Origin of the sequence: Streptomyces klenkii (assembly GCF_003626645.1) — a bacterium.
In the GTDB taxonomy this organism is placed as follows: Bacteria; Actinomycetota; Actinomycetes; order Streptomycetales; family Streptomycetaceae; genus Streptomyces; species Streptomyces klenkii.
Window position 1 is genome coordinate 1 of the sequence record NZ_RBAM01000003.1, and the last position, 20,695, is coordinate 20,695.

The following is a 20,695-nucleotide window of genomic DNA, read 5'->3' on the forward strand; positions in this document are numbered from 1 at the left end:
GTGTCTCAGTCCCAGTGTGGCCGGTCGCCCTCTCAGGCCGGCTACCCGTCGTCGCCTTGGTAGGCCATCACCCCACCAACAAGCTGATAGGCCGCGGGCTCATCCTGCACCGCCGGAGCTTTCCACCTTCAAGCATGCGCTCGAAGGTCATATCCGGTATTAGACCCCGTTTCCAGGGCTTGTCCCAGAGTGCAGGGCAGATTGCCCACGTGTTACTCACCCGTTCGCCACTAATCCACCCCGAAGGGCTTCATCGTTCGACTTGCATGTGTTAAGCACGCCGCCAGCGTTCGTCCTGAGCCAGGATCAAACTCTCCGTGAATGTTTACCGGTAATCCGGTGTGACACTCGCGTTGAGCGGAACAACCAGGAGGAATAATCCCGGTCGTTCACAGCGTCCTCGCTGTGTGCCTTCCTCAAGAGGAAGGACTTTTCAAAGGAACCGCGTCCCAGTCAGATGACTGGAGACGGGGTATTTTATAGTCTGGCGTTGACTTTTGGCACGCTGTTGAGTTCTCAAGGAACGGACGCTTCCTTTGTACTCACCCTCTCGGGCTTTCCTCCGGGCGCTTCCCTTCGGTATTTCGTGTTCCGACTCTATCAGATCGTTTTCCTTGCCGTTTCCGGCTCGAAATTCGTTTTCCGATCCCCGTCGGCGGGGTGTTCACTACTTTAGCGGCTTTCCCGTCCGGCTCCTAATCGAGCCGATCGAGTCCGTCCGGCGTCATATTTCGGCACAGCAAAATATGACCCCGATCCGGGGTGACCTCGTAGGTAGTGAGTGGTGCCGCCCACCGGTCCGTGCACACAGCGCGTCCGTCTCAAGCGGCTCGGGCTACGTTAGGTCCTCCTCACCCCGAAGTCAAGCACCGGCCTGTCGGCCGGTCTTGCCCCCGCCTCACCGCCCTCCTCACCGACCGCCTCCCCTGTTCCGCGGAACGTGCGCCCGGTACGGGCTGACCGTCGGGTCGCCGTCCGCCCAGAAGCGCCAAGGGTGGGTCGCCCCCTCGCCGCCCACGCCGGTGCGCGGGCCGTTGCGGATGCGGTCCGGGTGCACGGGGTGGCCGGTGAGGACGGACAGCGGGGCGTCGGGGCCCGCGCACACGTCCGTGCCGTTCAATCCCCGGTCGACACTCAGTGCCGTGGCCAGCCGCGCCGGGCCCTGGGCCAGCTCGCGGTCCTTGCGCGCCTTGGGGCGGCGTTCCCGGGCGAGCTCCTGGCCCCTGATCACTTCGCCCGCCCTGAGGAGGACGCCGCTCGCGGTGCCCTCCTCCCCGCAGACGAGGTTGAGGCTGAACCACATGCCGTAGATGAAGTAGACATACGCGTGGCCGGGCGGTCCGAACATCGAGGCATTGCGCTCGGTCCGGCCGCGGTAGGCGTGGGAGCCGGGGTCCGCCTCGCCCGCGTACGCCTCGACCTCCGTGATGCGGACCTCGATCGGCCCGTCGGGGGTCGTGCGGACGAGGGTGCGGCCGAGCAGTTCGGGGGCGACCTCGAGCACGGGACGGGCGAAGAAGTCCCGGGTGATGGGCATACGGTCAGGCGCTGCGATCATGCCGATCGAGCGTAACGGACCGGGACGGCAAGACCGGATCGGTAAGAACAGAAGAGGAGAGGTCGCGGTCATGGGGTTCAAGAAGCTGCTGGCGAGCCTGGGCGCCGGGGGCGCTTCGGTGGAGACGGTGCTGTTCGAGGAGAACGTCGTCCCGGGCGGCATCGTCCAGGGCGAGGTCCGCATCCAGGGCGGCTCCGTCGCCCAGGCGATCCAGGCGCTGTCCGTCGGGTTGCAGGCCCGCGTCGAGGTCGAGGGCGACGACAGCGAGTACAAGCAGGACGTCGAGTTCACGCGCGTGCAGCTGGGCGGGGCGTTCGAGGTGCAGGCCGGGGCGGTGCACACGGTGCCGTTCGGGCTGGAGATCCCGTGGGAGACGCCGGTCACCACCTTCCTCGGGCGGCACCTCACCGGCATGAACGTGGGGGTGACCACGCACCTGGCGATCGCGCGCGCCGTCGACTCCGGGGACCTCGATCCGGTGAACGTGCACCCGCTGCCGGCGCAGCAGGCGATCCTGGACGCCTTCGGGCAGCTGGGCTTCGCTTTCAAGAGCGCGGACCTGGAGCGCGGCCACATCCGCGGGACGCGTCAGCGGCTGCCCTTCTACCAGGAGATCGAGTTCCGGGCCCCGTCGCAGTACCGGGGGCTGAACGAGGTGGAGCTGTCGTTCGTCGCGGACGACCGCGAGATGGACGTCGTGCTGGAGATGGACAAGAAGCCGGGGCTGTTCACCGAGGGCAGTGACACGTACCGGTCGTTCACGGTCGACCTGCACGCGTACGGGCAGACGGACTGGGCGGCCTACCTCAACCAGTGGCTGGCGGAGGTCGGCGGCCGGCGCAACTGGTTCTGATCGCTCCGGCCGGCTCGCCCGCCGCTCTCCCCCATCCCCCGCCGGTCACCCCCACCGGCTAACCCAGCAGTACCGCCAGCGGTGACTCCGCCTCGGCCCAGTAGTCGACGGCGTCGCCGAAGACGGCCTCGGCCGTACGGGCCTCGCGCGACGCCGCCTTCCTGAAGGCCGCCCACTCCTCGGCGAGCACCAGGAAGCCGCGTGCCTTGCCTTCCTCCCGCCACCACGAGAGGTCGGTGAGGCAGTCGGCGAGGGCGTCCCAGTTGCGGCCGAACCAGTCGGGGAGTTCGAGGTCGGTGGCGCAGCGGTCCATGAAGGCGGTCTTGGTGGTCACCCCGCCCAGGTGCAGGGTGGCCCCCCGCCAGTCGGCCTCGGCGGCGAGCGCCATGACGCGGGGGGCGGTGTCGGCGGGGGGCAGCCGGTAGACGCCCGGCGGGGTCGTGCCGAGGAGGAGTCCGGTGAGTCCGGGGGCGGGCAGCAGGTCGGTCATGGCTGTACCACCGCTTCGAAGGTTTCGTAGTGGTCGCTGGTGTAGTAGCGCTCGGCGTGGCTGCCGGCGATGATGCGGCGTGCGCCGCGGTTGCGGGCCCCGGGCGTGGGGACGGTGTACTCGTGGTAGTAGCCGCGGGCCTGTTTCGGCAGCCGGTTCTCGTAGTTGCCGAAGACGGTGCCGTCCTTGTCGTGCGGGAACGGGCCGCCCTTGTCGATGAGGTCGAGGGTCTTGCGGGCCTCGGGCGGCAGCTTCTCCCGCGAGACGGTCTTCATGCCGTGTGCCCACGCGGGCGCGGGTGGTGCGGCGGTCGAGGCTCCGCCGCCCCCGCCCTTCTTGCTGTGGCTGCCGTCCGAGGAGGAGCAGGCGGGCAGGAGGAGCAGGGGGAGGGCGGCGAGGAGGACGGTCAGGCTGCGCAGGGCGCGGCCGGCCGGTCGTCCGATGAGGCTGAACTGTCGAAGCACGCTTCGTATGGTCTCAGCCGGAGGCTCTGAGGGCTCGTTAGGCTGGCGTCCTCAGTGGATCCGCAGATCCGCCAAGTGATCCGCCGCGATCCGCAGCAAGTGATCCGCAGCATCCCGCGCGTTACAGGAGGCCCAGAGGTGTCCGAGCAGAAGCGACGGCCGCTCCCCCACGATTTCCACCCGCCGGTGCCCTCGTTCACGGTGGTGAGCGACGATCTGACGGATGGTGGGACGCTCGGCCGGGGTCAGGTCCACAGCGGGGGGAACACGTCTCCGCACCTGCGCTGGGAGGGTTTCCCCGCGGGCACGAAGAGCTTCGCGGTGACGTGCTACGACCCGGACGCGCCGACGGGCAGCGGGTTCTGGCACTGGGTGCTGTTCGACATCCCGGCCTCGGTGACGGAGCTGCCGGCGGGTGCGGGCAGCGGGGACATGAAGGGGCTGCCGGCGGGCGTGGTGCACGCGCGCAACGACTACGGCACGCGGGACTTCGGCGGGGCCGCTCCGCCGGCCGGCGACGGGCCGCACCGCTACGTGTTCACGGTGTACGCCGTGGACGAGGAGAAGCTCGGCCCGGACGCGGACGCGTCGCCGGCCGTGGTGGGCTTCCACCTGCGGTTCCACGCGCTGGGCCGGGCCCGGCTGATCGGTGAGTACGAGGTGCCGGCCGCGGGCTGAGGCCCCCGGGCGGGCCCGCCCACCGGCGCGGGCCCGGCACGGCCCGGCGTGGCCGCGGAAATTCCGTTGCGCCCCGCCGCCCTTGGATCGCACAGTGGTGCATGGCTGACGGCTCCGCATGGCCGTCGGGCAGTGGACACCGCAGTGGCGGGGGCGGCGGGGCGCTTTTTGTGCCCGCGGTCTGCCGGAGCCGGGCTGCGTGCCGGGCGACCGCGTCCGCTGCCGTACGCTCCGGGCCCGTGTTCGTCACGGGGGAAGGGCCCGGAGCGTTGCCCCCCGTTCCTCCCCGTTCCCTCCCTGCTCACTTCCCGTCTCACTCCTCTCAACTTCCTTTTCGTATAAGGAAATTGCGTTGTCCGGTCCGCGACGGCACCGGCACAGTTGAGCCATCTCGCCGCTGGGGCGGGATGAGCCGGGAGGTGGCCGGGATGCGGGAGACGTTGGTCCTCAATGCGAGCTTCGAGCCGCTGGCGACGGTGTCGCTGCGGCGTGCGGTGGTGCTCGTGCTTCAGGGCAAGGCCGTGGTCGAGCAGGCCCGGCCGGGGCGCCGGGTGCGGGGCCCGGCGGTCGAGGTGCCCGCACCGCAGGTGATCAGGCTCTGCCGGTACGTACGGGTGCCGTTCCGAAGACGGGCGCCCTGGTCGCGGCGGGGAGTGCTGGTGCGGGACGGGCACCGGTGCGCGTACTGCGGGCGGCGGGCCACGACGGTGGACCACGTGGTGCCGCGGTCCCGCGGGGGCGAGGACAGCTGGCTCAATACGGTCGCGGCGTGCGCGGAGGACAACCACCGCAAGGCGGACCGGACGCCGGAGCAGGCGGGGATGCCGCTGCTGAAGCTCCCGTTCGAGCCCACTCCGGCGGAGTCGCTGCTGCTGGCGGCGGGGGCGTACGGCACCCCCGGTCGCCGCAGCGCCGTGGCCTAACTCAGCGCCGTGGCCTAACGCAGCACCATCTGCACGATGGCGACGACGCCCACCGCGACGATGACGCCGCGCAGCGCCGTGGGTGACAGGCGGCGGCCGACCTTGGCTCCTATCTGGCCGCCGAGGGTGGAGCCGGCGGCGATGAGGAGGGCGGCGGTCCAGTCGACGTGGGCGGCGAAGACGAAGACCAGGGCGGCGACGCCGTTGACGACGACGGCCAGGATGTTCTTGAGGGCGTTGATGCGCTGGAGGTCCTCGCGGAGCAGCAGGCCCATCAGGGAGAGGTAGAGCACTCCTTGGGCCGCTCCGAAGTAGCCGCCGTAGGCGCTGGCGAGGAGCAGGCCCACGAGGAGGGCGGGGCCGCCGTCGGGGTGGGCGGTCGCTTCGGTGCCGTTGCGTTCGCGGCGGCGGGCGAGCGCCTTGGCGAGCCGGGGCTGGAGGATGACGAGGACGAGGGCGATGCCGATGAGGGCGGGCACGATCGCGTTGAACGCCTTGGACGGCAGGGCGAGCAGCAGGACGGCTCCGGCGAGGCCGCCGACGAGGGCGGTGAGGCCGAGGCGGACGGCTCGGGCGCCCTGGCCGCGGAGCTCGCGCCGGTAGCCGACGGCACCGCTGATGTTGCCGGTGACCAGGCCGATGGTGTTGGAGACGTTGGCGGTCACCGGCGGCAGGCCGATGGCGAGGAGCACCGGAAAGGTGAACAGGGTGCCGGAGCCGACGATGGTGTTGATGGTGCCGGCGCCGATGCCGGCGGCGAAGACCGCGAGTGCTTCCCAGATGGACAAGGCCATCTCCTTCATGATCCGTTTGTCGCCTCCCCGCCGTGACAGGTCGGGGGGCCTCGTTGATCATGCAGGAGAGGGCGGCTGCCGGTCGAAGACGAATCGTCGGAGGACGAACCGTCAGTCGATGCCCGGCTGCTCGCGGCGCGGGGAGTCCTTGCGGATCTTGGGCGCACCGGCCGTGGGGCTGAGGCTGCCGACGGCACCGCTGAGGCCCTTGAGCGCGTCGCCGATCTCGCTGGGCACGATCCAGAGCTTGTTGGCGTCGCCCTCGGCGATCTTCGGCAGCATCTGGAGGTACTGGTAGGCGAGCAGCTTCTCGTCGGCGTCGCCGGCGTGGATGGACTCGAAGACCGTACGGATGGCCTGGGCCTCGCCCTCGGCGCGCAGCGCGGCGGCCCGGGCCTCGCCCTCGGCGCGCAGGATCGCGGACTGCTTCTCGCCCTCGGCGGTGAGGATCTGGGACTGGCGGATGCCCTCGGCGGTGAGGATCGCGGCGCGCTTGTCACGGTCGGCGCGCATCTGCTTCTCCATCGAGTCCTGGATGGAGGTCGGAGGCTCGATGGCCTTGAGCTCGACGCGGTTGACGCGGATGCCCCACTTGCCGGTGGCCTCGTCGAGGACGCCGCGCAGCGCGGCGTTGATCTCCTCGCGGGAGGTCAGGGTCCGCTCCAGGTCCATGCCGCCGATGATGTTGCGCAGGGTGGTGACGGTGAGCTGCTCGATGGCCTGGATGAAGCTGGAGACCTCGTACGTGGCGGCGCGGGCGTCGGTCACCTGGTAGTAGATGACGGTGTCGATGTTGACGACCAGGTTGTCCTGGGTGATCACCGGCTGCGGGGGGAACGGCACGACCTGCTCGCGGAGGTCGATGCGGTTGCGGATGGAGTCGATGAAGGGGACGACGATGTTCAGGCCGGCGTTGAGGGTGCGGGTGTAGCGGCCGAAGCGCTCCACGATGGCGGCGCTGGCCTGCGGGATGACCTGCACCGTCTTCATGAGGGCGATGAAGACGAGCACCACCAAGATGATCAGGACGATGATGATCGGTTCCATCGGGGCTCCCCGTGCCTCTGGTCATTGATCGGGTGGACCGGGCTGATCCAGTTCGAGTCTTTCAGAACGCGGGACCGCCGTGCAGGCGTTGACGGCACTTCATGGGGCCGCGTCGGATCGCGCGTCACATGACGAGGGCCGTCGCCCCCTCGATCTCGACGACGTCGACGTGCTCGCCGGCCTCGAAGACGCGGTCCTCGTCGAGGGAGCGGGCCGACCAGGTCTCGCCCGCGAGCTTGATGCGGCCGCCGTTGCCGTCGACCCGTTCGAGGACGACGGCCTGCCGGCCCTTGAGGGCCTCCACGCCGCTCGCCAGCGCGGGCCGCTGGGCGCGGTGCCGCATGGCGATCGGCCGGACGACGGCGATGAGGGCGACCGAGACGGCCGCGAAGACGATGAACTGCGCCACGGTGCCCGCGCCGAGCGCATTGGTCACGGCGGCGGCGACGGCGCCGATCGCAAGCATGCCGAACTCGGGCATCGCGGTCACGACCAGCGGGATGCCCAGTCCGACGGCGGCCACCAGCCACCACACCCATGTGTCCACAAGGTCATGGTAGGCGGGGCGGGCGCCCCGGGACAGGGCGCCCGCGGCGGGGCGCCCCGCTCCGGGCGCGGCGTCAGGAAAAGCGGCGTCAGGAGAGCGGCAGGCCCTGGGCCGTCCAGCGGTCGCCCTTGCGCTCGACGACCAGCGGGAGGCCGAAGCAGTGCGAGAGGTTGCGGGAGGTGAGCTCCAGCTCGACGGGGCCCGCGGCCAGCACCTTGCCCTGGCGGATCATCAGGACGTGGGTGAAGCCGGCGGGGATCTCCTCGACGTGGTGCGTCACCATGATCATCGAGGGGGCCAGCGGGTCGCGGGCGAGCCGGCCGAGGCGGCGGACGAGGTCCTCGCGGCCGCCGAGGTCGAGGCCCGCGGCGGGCTCGTCGAGCAGCAGCAGCTCGGGGTCGGTCATCATCGCGCGGGCGATGAGGGTGCGCTTGCGCTCGCCCTCCGAGAGGGTGCCGAACTTGCGGTCCAGCAGCTCGGTCATGCCGAGGACGTCGAGGAAGGCGCGGGCGCGCTGCTCGTCGACCTCCTCGTAGTTCTCCTGCCAGGTGGCCGTCATGCCGTAGGCGGCGGTGAGGACGGTCTCCAGGACGGTCTGGCTGCGCGGCAGCTTGTCCGCCAGGGCGATGCCCGCCACGCCGATGCGCGGGCGCAGCTCGAAGACGTCCACGGAGCCCAGCTTCTCGCCCAGGACCTTGACCGTGCCGGTGGTCGGGAAGAGGTAGCTGGAGGCGACATTCAGGAGGGTGGTCTTGCCGGCGCCGTTGGGGCCCAGGATGACCCAGCGCTCTCCCTCCTTGACCGACCAGGAGACCTGGTCCACCAGAGCCCGGCCCTCGCGGACCACGGATACGTCCACCAGTTCCAGCACTTCGCTCATGAGCGCGTTGTCTCCCATTGCAGTCTCGTCGTCGCGGCGCCGGTAAGCGCAGCCCCCAGGGAAAACCTACGCCACCCGCCGGGGGCGCCAGTCCTTAGGCTGGTGACCATGCTCGATGAACATCGCTCAGGACGCCTCACCGCGTGGGGAAATGCCCTTATTGCGGGTTTTGCCGCACCTGATGACGCCGCGCACCACATCACCGGAGATGACGTCGTCCACCGCGTCATGGGCCTTCCCGGTGAATCCGGGCCCGTCGGCCTGACGCTCGCGCTCGGCCGGCTTCGGGCCCTCGGGGCCACGGGGCTGCGCCTCGCGCTGCCCGCGCCCGGGCACCCGCTGGGCCTGAGCGGCCCGCCGGAGTTCAACGCCCGCGCCCTGGAGGCCGGGGAGGCGGTCGTCGCCACGGGGGCCGCGCTGGGGCTCGTGCCGGAGGTGTACGAGGCCGGGCCGGAGGGCGACGTGCACGTCGAGGTGCTCTGGCACTGCCTGCCCGCGCGGGACGCGCACCCGGCGGACGTGCCCTCGCTCGGAGAGGCCGAGCGGGAGCTCGCGGAGGCACTGCGGGACGCCACGGAGGTGCTCACCCGGCTGGACGTGGCGGGCTCGGGGCCCGTGGCGCAGGCGGCACTGGAGGCGTACCGGGCGCGCGCGGAGCGCGGGAGCGAGGTGCTGGCCCCGGGGTATCCGCCGCGGGCGGTGCGGGTGCTGGAGCTGGCGCAGCGCGTGGGGGCGCTGATCGCGATCGCCCACGCGCCGGGGGACGGCGGCGGCCGCGAGCACGGGGCCGCGGTGAGCGCGTCGGAGATAGCGGCACGGGCGCAGGCGCTGCGGCCGGTGGAGCGGACGGCGCGGCGGGCCCAGGTGGCCGCGTACAACGCGATCGTCGAGGAGCGGGCCCGCAGACGGCACTGAGGCGGTGACCGCGGACGGGGGCGACGAGGGCGGGGCGCGGGAAGGCCCCGCGGTCCCTGAGGTCCGCGGGGCCTTCCCGTTGCGCCGGTACGGTCAGTCGTCGTCGTGGTCGCCGTGACCGCCGTGGTCACCGTGACCGCCCCAGCCGCCTTCGTGGCCGTGCTTGTCGTGGCCACCTCCGTGGCCGTGGCCGTGGAACTCGCGGTGGGCGTGGAACTCGTCCCAGCCCGGGGCGGCGTTGACGCAGGTGTTCCCGAAGGTCGGGTTGAGCAGGCCGATGATGTCGATGCTGTTGCCGCAGACGTTCAGCGGGATCTGGATCGGCACCTGGATGACGTTGCCGGAGACAACGCCCGGCGAGCCCTTGGCGGCGCCGTTGGCGATGGCGCCTCCCGGGTGGTGGCGGTGCTGGAGCACCTGGCGGCCACCGTGGTCGTGCGCGGATGCGACGGCCGCGGTGGAACCGACGGCGAGCCCTGTGACCGCCAGAGCGAGGGCTGCTTTCTTGGCACTGTTCATGGAGGGTCTTCCTTCTGCTGACGTTCTCAGCGGCCCCAGCCGCGGGGTCGCGTAGTGATGAACGCCAGCACACCGCCGACGGCACGGCCATCGGCGGTGTTGCCCTCGTTCGGACGATTGCTCGCCCACGCCTGCCCGGCTATGCGGCGCACACCGGGCAGGCGGAACGCACCGGGCTTACTTGTTGATGCAGAGGTTGCCGGCGGCCGGGTTGAGGAAGCCGACCACGTTGATGGTGTTGCCGCAGACGTTCACGGGGACGTGCACGGGCACCTGGACGACGTTGCCCGCGACGACACCCGGGGAGTTGACCGCCTTGCCGTCGGCCTCGTGCGCGGAAGCAACACCCGCACCGGCGATGGCGAGACCGCCGGCGGCGATGGTGAGGACTGCGGCCTTCTTCATGTTCTTCACTCTTCTTATGACCTTCCTAGGGCGTTGCCACGGCCAGCCGCCGCGGTACGCCATGGAGAACGGGCTGCGGCCATTCGGGTTGCGGGGCCGGGGCGACAGCCACACGGTCGTATGAATCACTGATCAGAATGCGACGTTCCGCTTTGCCGTCCGCCGCCTCTGATCAGGCTCCGATCCCATGTCGGACGGCCCACAGGGCCGCCTGCGTGCGGTCGGCGAGATCCAGCTTCATCAAAATGTTCGACACGTGGGTCTTGACGGTCTTCTCCGAGAGCACCAGCGCCCGCGCGATCTCCCGGTTGGACCGGCCGTCCGCGATCAGCGCCAGCACCTCCCGCTCGCGCTCGGTCAGCGCGTTGCCCCGCCCGTGGCCGCCGCCGGGCTCGTCCTGCGACAGCAGCGCCCCGGCCACCTCGGGCTGGAGCAGGACGTGCCCGGCGTGCACCGAGCGGATCGCGCCCGCCAGGGCATCGGGGTCCACGTCCTTGTAGACGTAGCCCGCCGCGCCCGCGCGCAGGGCCGGGACGACCGTGCGCTGCTCGGTGAAGCTGGTGACGATCAGCACCCGCGCGGGGTTCTCCAGCTCCCGCAGCCGGCGCAGCGCCTCGATGCCGTCCATGCCGGGCATCTTCACGTCCATGAGGACGACGTCCGGGCGCAGCTCCTCCGCGCGCTCGACGCCCTCGGCGCCGTCCGCGGCCTCCCCCACCACCTCGATGTCGTCCTGGACCTCCAGGAAGGTGCGCAGGCCCCTGCGGACCACCTGGTGGTCGTCCACCAGCACCACGCGGATCACGTCCTCAGCCACCGGGCACCTCCATCTCGATCGCGGTGCCCAGGCCGGGCTCCGAGGTAACGGTCAGACTGCCGCCGACGCCGCTGGCACGGTCGCGCATGGACACCAGGCCCAGATGGCGCCCGGCCTTGCGGACCGCCTCGGGCTCGAAGCCGCAGCCGTCGTCGGCCACGCACAGGGCCGCGCCCTGCCCCGCCCGGGTGAGGGTGACCTGGACGCGGTCCGCCCCGGAGTGGCGCAGGGCGTTGTGCAGGGCCTCCTGGGCGACGCGCAGGAGCGCCTCCTCCTGGGCGGCCGGCAGGGCCCGTATGCCGTGGGAGGCGAAGGTGACCTTGGCGGTGTGGGCGCGGTCGAGGACCTGGACCTGGGTGCGCAGGGTGGCCACGAGGCCGTCCTCGTCGAGCCCTGCGGGCCGCAGTTCGACGACCGCGGCGCGGAGCTCGTCGGTGGCCTCCGCGGCGAGCCTGGCGGCCTCGTGGAGCTCCTCCTTGGCGCGGGCCGGGTCGCGGTCGACGAGCGCGGCGGCGGCCTGGGCGGTCAGCCGCAGGGAGAAGAGCTTCTGGGCGACGGCGTCGTGCAGCTCGTGGGAGAGGCGGGCGCGCTCCTCGGCGATGGTCAGCTCGCGGCTGCGCTCGTAGAGGCGGGCGTTGGTGAGGGCGATGGCCGCGTGCTGGGCCAGCACGCTCAGCAGCTCCTGGTCCTCCGCGGTGAAGCCGCAGGTGGGCGCGTCCTCCAGGCCGCAGGGCGGCTCGCCGGCGCGGTCGGGCCGCTTCTTGTTGGCGAGGAAGAGGGCGCCGAGGATCTCGTCGCCGTCGGCGACCGGCATGCCGATGAAGTCGCGCATGTTGGGGTGGGCGGCCGGCCAGCCGCCGAAGCGGGGGTCCGCGCGGACGTCGGCGAGGCGCTCGGGGGTGGCCTGCTGGATCATCGCGGCGAGGACGCCGTGCTGGCGGGGCAGGGGGCCGATGGCCTTCCACTGCTCGTCGCTGACGCCGTCGACGACGAACTGGGCGAAGCCGCCGTGGTCGTCGGGGACGCCGAGGGCCGCGTACCGGGCGCCCAGCAGCTCCCGGGCGGAGACGACGATCGTCTTGAGGACGTCGTGCACCTGTAGGTGTCTGCTCATGGCGAGGAGTGCGGTGCTCACGGCGGTGAGGCCGGAGCGGTGGCCGGTGGTCATGAGATCACGGTACCGAGGGTCCCGGGCCGGCCGGATCGGGCCGCCGACGGCCGGGGGCTGGTTCCCAAGCCCTAGGCCGGTGGTCCTGCCGGCGGGCCGATGGTCCGGTGGTCCGGTGGTGCCCGCCGGTTCCGTACGAGGGGACGATTGCCCGCGACCAGGTAGCGGGCATGTTCTCGTCATGTCTATACCAACCGAGTGGACGCCCACCCACGGCGATCCCTACCGGCCCGTGGCCTACCGCCCCGAGCGCATGCCCACCGCCGAGTCCCTCGCCCGTGCCGCGGAGCTGCGCGAGCGCATGGGGCGGCGCCGGACCGTACGGCAGTTCTCGCCGGACCCGGTGCCGGATCAGGTGGTGCGGGACGCGATCGCGTGCGCGGCCACCGCGCCCTCCGGGGCGCACCAGCAGCCGTGGACCTTCGTCCTGGTGAAGGACCCCGGGGTGCGGCGGCGCATCCGTGCGGCCGCGGAGGAAGAGGAGCAGCTGTCGTACGCGGGGCGGCTGGGCGAGGAGTGGCTGGAGGCGCTGCGGCCGCTGGGCACGGACGAGGTCAAGCCGCACCTGACGGACGCGCCGGCGCTGATCGTGGTCTTCCAGCAGCGGTACTGGCTGGGCGAGGGCGGGGAGAAGCGCAAGCACTACTACGTGGACGAGTCGGTCGGCATCGCGGTCGGGATGCTGCTGTCGGCGCTGCACCTGTCGGGGCTGGCGGCGCTGGTGCACACGCCGAGCCCGATGCGGTTCCTGTCGGAGGCGCTGGGGCGGCCGGTGAACGAGAAGGCGTTCGCGGTGATCCCGGTCGGCTATCCGGCGGACGACTGCGAGGTGCCGGACCTGGTGCGCAAGAGCCTCGATCAGGTGCTCGTGGAGGTCTGAGCAGGGTACGGGCAGAGGCCCGGCTCGTACGGGCACGCTGCGTGCGGGACCGGTCGCACCGGGCGATGAGGGCGCTCGCCCGGTGTGACGCCGCACATAGGACGCACGTCACCTACGACCGCGCTTAGTGGAGAGATAAATCCGGCGTAAGCGGGTGGCAGAGGCCCTTTTGACCTTCCTGCCGGGCCTCCCCGCCAGCCCCTCGGCAACGAAGCCGGGTAGTACGTCACTCCTTTGCCGAACCTTTTTGCGGCCGCTAAGAATTCTCACGTTGCACGGCGCCGTCGATCGAGACGCGGCGCTTTTTCGCGCCGATCCGGGCCACTGCGACTTGAAGCGATCAGAAGAGGTTCAGCACAATCATGCGCTCCCCCATCTCTGGCTATAGCCGCCTGACCAAGATCCAGAAGTTCACCACCGCGGGCATCGCCGCCGCGGGCGTCGCGGCCCTGACGTTCGCCGCGATACCGGACTCCTCGGACACCGGGACCAGCGCCCAGTCCATCGCCGTGAAGCCGGTCGCGTGGAGCGGGGAGGCCTTCGGCACCCAGGAGCAGCAGGAGCACCTCGGCAAGCAGGCCGAGACCGCTGCCAAGCAGGCGAAGGCCGAGGCCGAGGCCAAGAAGAAGGCGGACGCCGACGCGGCCGCCGCCAAGGCCAAGGCCGACAAGGAGCGCGCCGACAAGGAGGCCGCGAGCCGGTCCGCCGAGCGCAAGCCGGTCCAGGCCGCCCCGGCCCCGAAGACCTACGCCAACAACCTTGACGGCTGGATCAAGGAAGCCCTGGACATCATGAAGGCCAAGGGCATCCCGGGCTCCTACAACGGCATCTACCGCAACATCATGCGGGAGTCGACGGGCAACCCGAACGCCATCAACAACTGGGACTCGAACGCCGCCAAGGGCATCCCGTCCAAGGGCCTGCTCCAGGTGATCGACCCGACCTTCAAGGCGTACCACGTCGAGGGCACGTCCTGGAACATCTACGACCCGGTCGCCAACATCACCGCCGCCTGCAACTACGCGGCCAAGGTGTACGGCTCGATGGACAACGTGAACTCCGCCTACTAAGAGCGTGAGCGCGGACACAACGCCGAAGGGCGGCACCCGGTTGCGGGTGCCGCCCTTCGGCGCGTACGGAAGCGTGCGACTACTTGCGCATGACCTCGGGCTCGTGACGGCGCAGCAAACGTGCGACCGCGAATCCGCAGGCGACGCCGATGACGATGAGGGCCACGATGTCGATGCCCCACTGGGTGGCGGTGTGCTCCCAGAGCGGGTCGAGCTTGGGGGGCCTGCTCTTGTCGAACGGGGCCATGACGTGGGAGAGGTCCAGCGTGGTGCCGGAGCCGGCGATGGCCCAGCGGGCCGGCATCAGCCAGGCGACCTGCTCGACGCCGGGTGAGTCGTAGATCTTGAACAGGATGCCGGTGAAGACGACCTGGACGATCGCGAACATCACCAGCAGCGGCATGGTCTTCTCGGCGGTCTTCACCAGTGCGGAGATGACGAGGCCGATCATCATGCAGGTGAAGCCCAGGGCGATGATCACCAGGCAGAGCTCGACGGCGGGCGCGGCCTTGAAGATCAGGCCGCTCTCCGGCAGCTTGCGGACGGAGAAGCCGATGGCGCAGATGAGGGCGCCCTGCACCGCGGTGATCAGGCCGAGGACGACCACCTTGGACATCAGGTAGGCGGAGCGGGAGAGGCCGACGGCCCGCTCCCGTTCGTAGATGACCCGTTCCTTGATCAGCTCACGGACGGAGTTGGCGGCTCCGGAGAAGCACATGCCGACCGCGAGGATCAGCATGATCGTGCCGGCGTCCTGGTTGAAGTGGCCCTTGGTCGCGGGGCCGAGCCCGAAGTCGGACGGGATCACGGTGCTCACGCCGCCGAGGACGGCCGGGAGGATCAGCATCAGCGCCATGAAGCCGCGGTCCGAGGCGATGACGGAGGCGTAGCGGCGCATCAGGGTCCACAGCTGGGAGCCCCAGCTCTGGGCCTTCGGCGGGCGCACCATCTGCGGCTGGACGTGGACGGACTGCGGGGCGACGGCGTCGATGTCGGCCGCGTACATCTGGTAGTGCTGCGAGCCGCGCCAGCGGCCCGACCAGTCGTAGTCGCGGTAGTTCTCGAAGGCCGAGAAGACGTCCGCCCAGGTCTCGTAGCCGAAGAAGTTGAGGGCTTCCTCGGGCGGGCCGAAGTAGGCGACGGAGCCGCCGGGGGCCATGACGAGCAGCTTGTCGCAGAGCGCCAGCTCGGCGACGGAGTGCGTGACCACGAGGACGGTGCGGCCGTCGTCGGCGAGGCCGCGCAGCAGCTGCATGACGTCGCGGTCCATGCCCGGGTCGAGGCCGGAGGTGGGCTCGTCGAGGAAGATCAGCGAGGGCTTGGTCAGCAGCTCCAGGGCGACCGAGACGCGCTTGCGCTGGCCGCCGGAGAGGGCGGTGACCTTCTTGTCCTTGTGGATGTCGAGCTTGAGCTCGCGCAGCACCTCGTCGATGCGGGCCTCGCGCTCGGAGGCCGCGGTGTCGCCGGGGAAGCGGAGCTTGGCGGCGTAGCGCAGCGCCTTCCGGACGGTGAGCTCCTTGTGCAGGATGTCGTCCTGCGGGACCAGACCGATGCGCTGGCGCAGCTCGGCGAACTGCTTGTACAGATTCCGGTTGTCGTAGAGGACGTCGCCCTGGTTGGCGGGCCGGTAGCCGGTGAGCGCCTTGAGCAGGGTGGACTTGCCGGAGCCCGAGGGGCCGATGACGGCGATGAGGGACTTCTCCGGGACGCCGAAGGAGACGTCCTTGAGGATCTGCTTGCCGCCCTCGACGGTGACCGTGAGGTGGCGCGCGGAGAAGGAGACGTCGCCGGTGTCGACGAACTCCTCCAGGCGGTCGCCGACCAGGCGGAAGGTGGAGTGACCGACGCCGACGATGTCGTTGGGGCCGATGACCTGCTGGCGGACCGGCTGGCCGTTGACGTAGGTGCCGTTGTGGCTGCCGAGGTCGACGATCTCGAACCGGCCGTCGCCGGTGGCGCGGAACTCGGCGTGGTGGCGGGAGACCTGGAGGTCGGAGACGACCAGCTCGTTCTCCAGGGCACGGCCGATGCGCATCGTGCCGCGGCCGACGGCCATCTGGTGGAAGCTCGTGGGGCTGCGGTCGCCGTAAACGGGCGGGGCGCCGCCCTGCGAGGGCGTGCCGCCGTGCGCGGGGGGCTGGTGGCCGCCGGGGCCCGGCTGCTGGGGGACGTAGGCCTGCTGGGGCTGCTGCTGCCAGCCTCCCTGCTGCGGCTGCTGGTACTGCTGGGGCTGCTGCCCCGGCTGCTGCCAGGCGCCGGGCTGCTGGTGCTGAGGCGGCTGGTGCGGCGCCTGCTGCGGCGGGGCCTGCTGCTGCAACGGCGCGGCCATGGCCGTCTGCGCGCTGTAGAGGTCCGCGGCGGGGGCTCCGACTCCGGCGCCGGCGGCGCCCGCGCTGAGGTTCAGCCGCGGACCGTCCGTCGCGTTGCCCAGGTGCACCGTCGAGCCGGGGCCGATCTCCATGTGGTGGATCCGCTGGCCCTGCACGTACGTGCCGTTGGTGCTGCCGTGGTCCTCGATGACCCAACTGCGGCCCTCCCACCGTACGGTGGCGTGCCGCCACGAGACGCGCGCGTCTTGCAGCACCATGTCACCCTGCGGATCCCGCCCGAGGGTGTAGGACCTGGACGGATCGAGCGTCCAGGTCTGTCCATTCAATTCCAGTACGAGTTCCGGCACTCCATGCCCCACTACTTGTCCCCCGATGAGCCCCCTGCAAGGGGAGTCTAGGGATGGCGAACATCGGGAGGAACTATTTCAGGCACAGTCCCCGAACCGAAAGTCGGGGATTGCCGCGACCGTGTAACAGGCACCGTTGACGCCACCGAAACGCACCCTGAGAGTAGTTACCGCCACGGATATGTACGGATCATGCGTATCCGGGCAACAGCCAGGTTGCTGACCGGCACGGGGGGCCGTGATGAGCATGGACGGGGGCCGGCGCGCAGTGCGCCCGGCCGAGCTGCTGCTGACTTCCATTGCCGCTGTGAGCTGGGCTTTTCTGGCCATGGCCGGGATCGCCGCGCTGGGGCTGCACCTGCTGGGCGCGGATGCGGCGGGCGCGCTCGGGCCGATGACGGCGGCCGCCGTCGTACTGGCCGTGGGCGGATCCCTCATGCCTTCGGGCGATATTGAAGCATTCGGACTGAAGGGCGCCGGGGCGCACACCGCCATCGATATCGCGCCACTGGGAGTGAGCCTCGTGGGCGCCCTCCTGCTGGGAATGATCTTTGCGCGATCGTTGCGAAGGGCCGGTGCCACGATCGGCGCCGGAGAGCTCGCCGTACGGGCCGCCTCAGTGGCCGTCCTGTTTCTCGTCCTGCTCGCCGGCCTCGCCTGGGCCGGGGAGGACTCGATCACCTTCGACGGGAGCGGCCTGGGTCTCGGGGGCGGCGGGGGCGGAGGCGGCCCCAAGCTGGAGATCCCGGGGATCGGCGACATCGGGGACATCGCGGGCGGGCTGCCGGACCGGCTCAACGGGCTGGCGAACGCCAAGGCGGCCGTCGGCTTCAGCGTCCGGACCGGGCCCTCGCTGCTCGGCGGCGCGGCCTGGGTGCTGGGCGTGCTGCTGATCGCGGTGCTGGCCGCGCGGCGCGCGCCGCTCCCCCGCGGCTGGGAGGCGCTGCACCGCGGCGTGCGGCCCGCGGCGTCGGCGCTGTGCGCGGTGCTCGTCCTGGCGGTGGGGGCGGGCCTGGCCGCCGCGGCGTACGCGGCCACCGGGGACGACGCCCCGAAGCGGGTCCTCGGGGCGGCGCTGCTCGGGGCGCCGAACGGGGTGTTCCTCGCGGTGCCGCTGGGGCTGTTCGTCTCCTGGCGCGGTACGGCCAGCGGCGCGCTCACCAAGGTGCTGCCCTCGCCGCTGGACGAGCTGCTCAGCGCGCGGGCCGACGAGCCGGTCACGCTGGGGCGGCTGGCGGAGCTCGACTCGCTGGTGTGGCTCCTGGCGGTGGCCTGCGCGCTGATGATGCTGTGCGTCGGGGTGCTCACCGCGGTCCGTACGCCGCGGGACGGCCTGGGGGCGACGGCGTTCGCCGCGCGCTGCGCCGTGGCCCTGGGGGTGGCGACCGCCGCGGCCCTGCCGCTGCTGGTGCTGGCGACCCGCGTGAAGGCGGACGCGAGCCTGTCGGTGCTGGGCTTCGACGTGTTCGGGGCGGGCCTGGAGCTGCGGGGCAACGCTCCGATGGCGCTGGCCCTGGGCGCCGCGTGGGGCGCCGCCGCCGGGGCCCTGGGGGGCCTGCTGGCGTGCGCGACGGGAACGGCGGGGCGGCGGGCGGTGAGCCGGGGGCCGGGAGCGGCGGCCCGCCCGGCCCCGGCTGGCACGGCCGCGGCGGGCACGGGCCACCCGCGCCCGCAGGCCGCGGGGCCTCCCGGCCCGTACCGCCCCTCGCCGGGGCGGCCCGCGCAGGACGACACCAACCCGTACAAGCGGCCCCTGCTGCCCGACGAGCGCTCCACCGCTCCGACGCAGACGGGCCGGCCCCTGCCGCCGCCGAGGCGGCCCCGGAGCAGCGGATACCGCTACGGCGCCCCGCCGCCCGAGGAACCACCGCCTCCGCCGCCCGGGCCGCCGCCATGGCGGCGTTGACCAGGGTTCACACGAAGTAGGCCATGTCTTCGCCGTCCGCTCCCCGGGACACCTGTACGTATCGGGTACGGGGCCCGATACGGTAAGAGGACCATGAGTGCATCGCAGACCTCGCCTGCCACCCCCGTAACCAGCGACGACGAGCCGACGCTCCTCGTCAAGATCTTCGGGAAGGACCGGCCGGGCATCACCGCCGGGCTCTTCGACACGCTCGCCGCGTACGCCGTCGACGTCGTCGACATCGAGCAGGTCGTCACCCGGGGCCGGATAACGCTGTGCGCGCTGGTCACGGCGCCGGAGGGCGGCGGACACGCCGAGGGCGAACTGCGGGCCACGGTGCACAGCTGGGCCGAGTCGGTGCGGATGCAGGCGGAGATCATCTCGGGCCGGGGCGACAACCGCCCGCGCGGCACCGGGCGTTCCCACGTCACGGTGCTGGGGCACCCGCTCACCGCCGAGTCGACGGCGGCCATCGCGGCGCGGATCACCGGCACGGGCGGCAACATCGACCGCATCTTCCGGCTCGCCAAGTACCCCGTGACCGCCGTGGAATTCGCGGTGTCCGGCACGGAGACCGAGGCCCTGCGCACCGCGCTCGCGCTGGAGGCGCACCGGCGCGGGGTGGACGTCGCGGTCGTCGCGGCGGGGCTCCAGCGGCGGGCGCAGCGCCTGATCGTGATGGACGTGGACTCCACGCTGATCCAGGACGAGGTCATCGAGCTGTTCGCGGCGCACGCGGGCTGCGAGGCCGAGGTGGCGGAGGTGACCGCGCGGGCGATGCGCGGCGAGCTGGACTTCGAGGAGTCGCTGCACGCCCGGGTGGCACTGCTGGCGGGCCTGGACGAGTCCGTGGTGGACAAGGTGCGGGCGGAGGTGCGGCTGACGCCGGGCGCCCGGACCCTGATCCGCACCCTCAAGCGGCTCGGCTACCAGGTGGGCGTGGTCTCGGGCGGTTTCACCCAGGTGACCGACGACCTTCAGGAGCGGCTCGGGCTGGACTTCGCCTCGGCGAACACCCTGGAGGTCGCCGACGGCAAGCTGACCGGGCGGGTCACCGGGGAGATCGTGGACCGGGCGGGCAAGGCACGGCTGCTGCGGCGGTTCGCCGCCGAGGCGGGGGTGCCGCTCGCGCAGACCGTGGCGATCGGCGACGGCGCGAACGACCTCGACATGCTCAACGCGGCGGGGCTGGGCGTGGCCTTCAACGCCAAGCCGGTGGTCCGGCAGGCCGCGCACACGGCGGTGAACGTGCCGTTCCTGGACACGGTGCTGTATCTGCTGGGCGTCACGCGCGAAGAGGTCGAGGCGGCGCGCACGCACGAGTAGCCCCCGGCGGGCCGGGAACGCGCCGGTGCCGGGCGCTGCTCAGCGGGGCTGAGGCGCCGTCCGGCACGGCCGGTCCACCACGTCGTGGCTGATCGCCGTTGCGGCGGAAGAAGAGCGTCCGCCGCAATGGCGAGGTACCCCCGCGGCGAGGGTCCGGCGGAATGTGCGGCGCCCGGAGCCGTACGGACAGCGCGCCGCCGTCAGGAGTGAGGCGTCCAGAAGGCGACGAGGCGGCCCACGCCGTGCTCGACGGACTTCCACGATCCGGTGAAGGCCAGCACCGCGACGGCGGCGGTGGGGAAGCCGGAGCGGTTCATCCGGGCCAGCAGATCGCCCTCCGCCTCGCCCGCGAGGGCGTCGGCCAGGGCGTGCATGCCGGGGTTGTGCCCGATCAGAACGAGGTCCTGGACCTCGTCGGAGACCTCGTTGAGCAGGGCGATCAGCTCGCCGAGCGAGGCCTCGTACATCCGGTCCTCGTAGACCGTCCGGGGGCGCTCGGGCAGCTCGGAGACGGCGAGCTTCCACGTCTCACGGGTGCGGGCGGAGGTGGAGCAGAGGGCCAGGCCGGGGGTGACGCCGGAACCGGCGAGCCAGCGGCCGGCGACGGGGGCGTCCTTGCGGCCACGGTCCGCGAGGGGGCGTTCGTGGTCGTCGCCGTCGGACCATTCGGCTTTGGCGTGCCGGAGAATGACGATCCTGCGGGTCGGTTCGGAGCTCATGCCGTCCAGCTTCGCACGAAACCCACGGCGAGGCGCGGGGTGTTGGGGGGCTTGCACCC

The 20,695-nt window shown here is 71.5% G+C and carries 21 protein-coding genes and 1 rRNA gene; 8 read left to right on the plus strand and 14 right to left on the minus strand.

Annotated elements, in window-relative coordinates; genetic code table 11:
- Nucleotides 1-322 (minus strand): 16S ribosomal RNA (locus D7231_RS06710); the annotation flags it as partial.
- A 588-nt stretch (nt 323-910) separates the two neighbouring features.
- Nucleotides 911-1,558, minus strand: coding sequence for a DNA-3-methyladenine glycosylase (locus D7231_RS06720; RefSeq protein ID WP_120754035.1), 648 nt, complete (start codon nt 1,556-1,558; stop codon nt 911-913).
- Between the two features lie 70 nt (nt 1,559-1,628).
- Between D7231_RS06720 and D7231_RS06725 the strand changes: the two genes are divergently transcribed.
- Nucleotides 1,629-2,411 carry a sporulation protein gene (locus tag D7231_RS06725; RefSeq protein WP_120754036.1) on the plus strand — a complete coding sequence of 261 codons (783 nt, stop codon included), beginning with the start codon at nt 1,629-1,631 and terminating at the stop codon, nt 2,409-2,411.
- A gap of 58 nt (nt 2,412-2,469) precedes the next feature.
- Here D7231_RS06725 and D7231_RS06730 read toward each other — a convergent pair whose 3' ends face one another.
- Together D7231_RS06730 and D7231_RS36945 are read right to left on the minus strand one after the other, a co-directional pair.
- Entirely contained in the window at nt 2,470-2,901 is a 432-nt protein-coding gene (locus D7231_RS06730) for a barstar family protein (RefSeq protein ID WP_120754037.1), read from the minus strand.
- Nucleotides 2,898-3,365, minus strand: coding sequence for a guanyl-specific ribonuclease (locus D7231_RS36945; protein WP_241999598.1), 468 nt, complete (start codon nt 3,363-3,365; stop codon nt 2,898-2,900). Before D7231_RS36945 ends, D7231_RS06730 begins: the two co-directional genes overlap by 4 nt.
- Before the next feature lie 138 nt (nt 3,366-3,503).
- Between D7231_RS36945 and D7231_RS06740 the strand changes: the two genes are divergently transcribed.
- Together D7231_RS06740 and D7231_RS06745 are read left to right on the plus strand one after the other, a co-directional pair.
- Entirely contained in the window at nt 3,504-4,043 is a 540-nt protein-coding gene (locus D7231_RS06740) for a YbhB/YbcL family Raf kinase inhibitor-like protein (RefSeq protein WP_120754038.1), read from the plus strand.
- A 428-nt stretch (nt 4,044-4,471) separates the two neighbouring features.
- Entirely contained in the window at nt 4,472-4,966 is a 495-nt protein-coding gene (locus tag D7231_RS06745; RefSeq protein ID WP_120754572.1) for an HNH endonuclease, read from the plus strand.
- 14 nt (nt 4,967-4,980) lie between these two features.
- On the opposite strand, the gene D7231_RS06750 is transcribed toward D7231_RS06745, so the two are convergent.
- The 4 genes from D7231_RS06750 to D7231_RS06765 all read right to left on the minus strand — a co-directional run bounded on the left by D7231_RS06750 (nt 4,981) and on the right by D7231_RS06765 (nt 8,252).
- Complete coding sequence (locus D7231_RS06750; protein ID WP_120754573.1) at nt 4,981-5,754, minus strand: sulfite exporter TauE/SafE family protein; 774 nt, start codon at nt 5,752-5,754, stop codon at nt 4,981-4,983.
- Between the two features lie 117 nt (nt 5,755-5,871).
- Nucleotides 5,872-6,807, minus strand: a complete 936-nt coding sequence (locus D7231_RS06755) for an SPFH domain-containing protein (protein WP_120754039.1) — start codon at nt 6,805-6,807, stop codon at nt 5,872-5,874.
- Between the two features lie 124 nt (nt 6,808-6,931).
- A complete protein-coding gene (locus D7231_RS06760) occupies nt 6,932-7,342 on the minus strand; it encodes an NfeD family protein (protein WP_194960986.1) in 411 nt (136 codons plus the stop codon).
- A gap of 100 nt (nt 7,343-7,442) precedes the next feature.
- A complete protein-coding gene (locus tag D7231_RS06765; RefSeq protein WP_030366709.1) occupies nt 7,443-8,252 on the minus strand; it encodes an ABC transporter ATP-binding protein in 810 nt (269 codons plus the stop codon).
- 90 nt (nt 8,253-8,342) lie between these two features.
- On the opposite strand from D7231_RS06765, the gene D7231_RS06770 reads away from it, so the two are divergent.
- On the plus strand, nt 8,343-9,149 hold the full coding sequence (locus D7231_RS06770; protein WP_120754574.1) for a hypothetical protein: 807 nt from the start codon (nt 8,343-8,345) through the stop codon (nt 9,147-9,149).
- Nucleotides 9,150-9,242: 93 nt separating this feature from the next.
- Here the strand turns inward: D7231_RS06770 and D7231_RS06775 are convergent, their stop codons facing one another.
- From D7231_RS06775 to D7231_RS06790, 4 genes are all read right to left on the minus strand, one after another.
- The gene (locus tag D7231_RS06775) at nt 9,243-9,668 is read right to left on the minus strand and encodes a chaplin (protein WP_120754041.1); all 426 of its coding nucleotides are present in this window, start codon (nt 9,666-9,668) and stop codon (nt 9,243-9,245) included.
- A 177-nt stretch (nt 9,669-9,845) separates the two neighbouring features.
- Nucleotides 9,846-10,082 carry a chaplin gene (locus D7231_RS06780; RefSeq protein ID WP_120754042.1) on the minus strand — a complete coding sequence of 79 codons (237 nt, stop codon included), beginning with the start codon at nt 10,080-10,082 and terminating at the stop codon, nt 9,846-9,848.
- A 163-nt stretch (nt 10,083-10,245) separates the two neighbouring features.
- Entirely contained in the window at nt 10,246-10,890 is a 645-nt protein-coding gene (locus tag D7231_RS06785) for a response regulator (protein ID WP_120754043.1), read from the minus strand.
- Entirely contained in the window at nt 10,883-12,058 is a 1,176-nt protein-coding gene (locus D7231_RS06790) for a GAF domain-containing sensor histidine kinase (RefSeq protein WP_120754044.1), read from the minus strand. Before D7231_RS06790 ends, D7231_RS06785 begins: the two co-directional genes overlap by 8 nt.
- A gap of 181 nt (nt 12,059-12,239) precedes the next feature.
- Between D7231_RS06790 and D7231_RS06795 the strand changes: the two genes are divergently transcribed.
- Together D7231_RS06795 and D7231_RS06800 are read left to right on the plus strand one after the other, a co-directional pair.
- Nucleotides 12,240-12,938: a nitroreductase family protein gene (locus tag D7231_RS06795; RefSeq protein ID WP_194960871.1), complete on the plus strand. Its 699-nt coding sequence runs from the start codon at nt 12,240-12,242 to the stop codon at nt 12,936-12,938.
- 362 nt (nt 12,939-13,300) lie between these two features.
- On the plus strand, nt 13,301-14,008 hold the full coding sequence (locus D7231_RS06800) for a transglycosylase SLT domain-containing protein (protein WP_194960872.1): 708 nt from the start codon (nt 13,301-13,303) through the stop codon (nt 14,006-14,008).
- 79 nt (nt 14,009-14,087) lie between these two features.
- Here D7231_RS06800 and D7231_RS06805 read toward each other — a convergent pair whose 3' ends face one another.
- A complete protein-coding gene (locus D7231_RS06805; protein WP_120754047.1) occupies nt 14,088-16,697 on the minus strand; it encodes an ABC transporter ATP-binding protein/permease in 2,610 nt (869 codons plus the stop codon).
- 229 nt (nt 16,698-16,926) lie between these two features.
- On the opposite strand from D7231_RS06805, the gene D7231_RS06810 reads away from it, so the two are divergent.
- Together D7231_RS06810 and serB are read left to right on the plus strand one after the other, a co-directional pair.
- Nucleotides 16,927-18,591, plus strand: a complete 1,665-nt coding sequence (locus tag D7231_RS06810) for a streptophobe family protein (protein WP_120754048.1) — start codon at nt 16,927-16,929, stop codon at nt 18,589-18,591.
- Nucleotides 18,592-18,684: 93 nt separating this feature from the next.
- Nucleotides 18,685-19,917: a phosphoserine phosphatase SerB gene (gene serB / locus D7231_RS06815; protein ID WP_120754049.1), complete on the plus strand. Its 1,233-nt coding sequence runs from the start codon at nt 18,685-18,687 to the stop codon at nt 19,915-19,917.
- Nucleotides 19,918-20,117: 200 nt separating this feature from the next.
- Here the strand turns inward: serB and D7231_RS06820 are convergent, their stop codons facing one another.
- On the minus strand, nt 20,118-20,636 hold the full coding sequence (locus D7231_RS06820; RefSeq protein WP_120754050.1) for a SixA phosphatase family protein: 519 nt from the start codon (nt 20,634-20,636) through the stop codon (nt 20,118-20,120).
- Nucleotides 20,637-20,695: the final 59 nt, after the last annotated feature.

Excerpts from the sequence above, each read along its gene's own strand:
- D7231_RS06720 (WP_120754035.1), bottom strand. The coding sequence starts at position 1,558 with ATGATCGCAGCGCCTGACCGTATGCCCATCACCCGGGACTTCTTCGCC.
- D7231_RS06725 (WP_120754036.1), top strand. The coding sequence starts at position 1,629 with ATGGGGTTCAAGAAGCTGCTGGCGAGCCTGGGCGCCGGGGGCGCTTCG.
- D7231_RS06730 (WP_120754037.1), bottom strand. The coding sequence starts at position 2,901 with ATGACCGACCTGCTGCCCGCCCCCGGACTCACCGGACTCCTCCTCGGC.
- D7231_RS06745 (WP_120754572.1), top strand. The coding sequence starts at position 4,472 with ATGCGGGAGACGTTGGTCCTCAATGCGAGCTTCGAGCCGCTGGCGACG.
- D7231_RS06755 (WP_120754039.1), bottom strand. The coding sequence starts at position 6,807 with ATGGAACCGATCATCATCGTCCTGATCATCTTGGTGGTGCTCGTCTTC.
- D7231_RS06765 (WP_030366709.1), bottom strand. The coding sequence starts at position 8,252 with ATGGGAGACAACGCGCTCATGAGCGAAGTGCTGGAACTGGTGGACGTA.
- D7231_RS06770 (WP_120754574.1), top strand. The coding sequence starts at position 8,343 with ATGCTCGATGAACATCGCTCAGGACGCCTCACCGCGTGGGGAAATGCC.
- D7231_RS06775 (WP_120754041.1), bottom strand. The coding sequence starts at position 9,668 with ATGAACAGTGCCAAGAAAGCAGCCCTCGCTCTGGCGGTCACAGGGCTC.
- D7231_RS06790 (WP_120754044.1), bottom strand. The coding sequence starts at position 12,058 with ATGACCACCGGCCACCGCTCCGGCCTCACCGCCGTGAGCACCGCACTC.
- D7231_RS06795 (WP_194960871.1), top strand. The coding sequence starts at position 12,240 with ATGTCTATACCAACCGAGTGGACGCCCACCCACGGCGATCCCTACCGG.
- D7231_RS06800 (WP_194960872.1), top strand. The coding sequence starts at position 13,301 with ATGCGCTCCCCCATCTCTGGCTATAGCCGCCTGACCAAGATCCAGAAG.
- D7231_RS06810 (WP_120754048.1), top strand. The coding sequence starts at position 16,927 with ATGAGCATGGACGGGGGCCGGCGCGCAGTGCGCCCGGCCGAGCTGCTG.
- serB (WP_120754049.1), top strand. The coding sequence starts at position 18,685 with ATGAGTGCATCGCAGACCTCGCCTGCCACCCCCGTAACCAGCGACGAC.
- D7231_RS06820 (WP_120754050.1), bottom strand. The coding sequence starts at position 20,636 with ATGAGCTCCGAACCGACCCGCAGGATCGTCATTCTCCGGCACGCCAAA.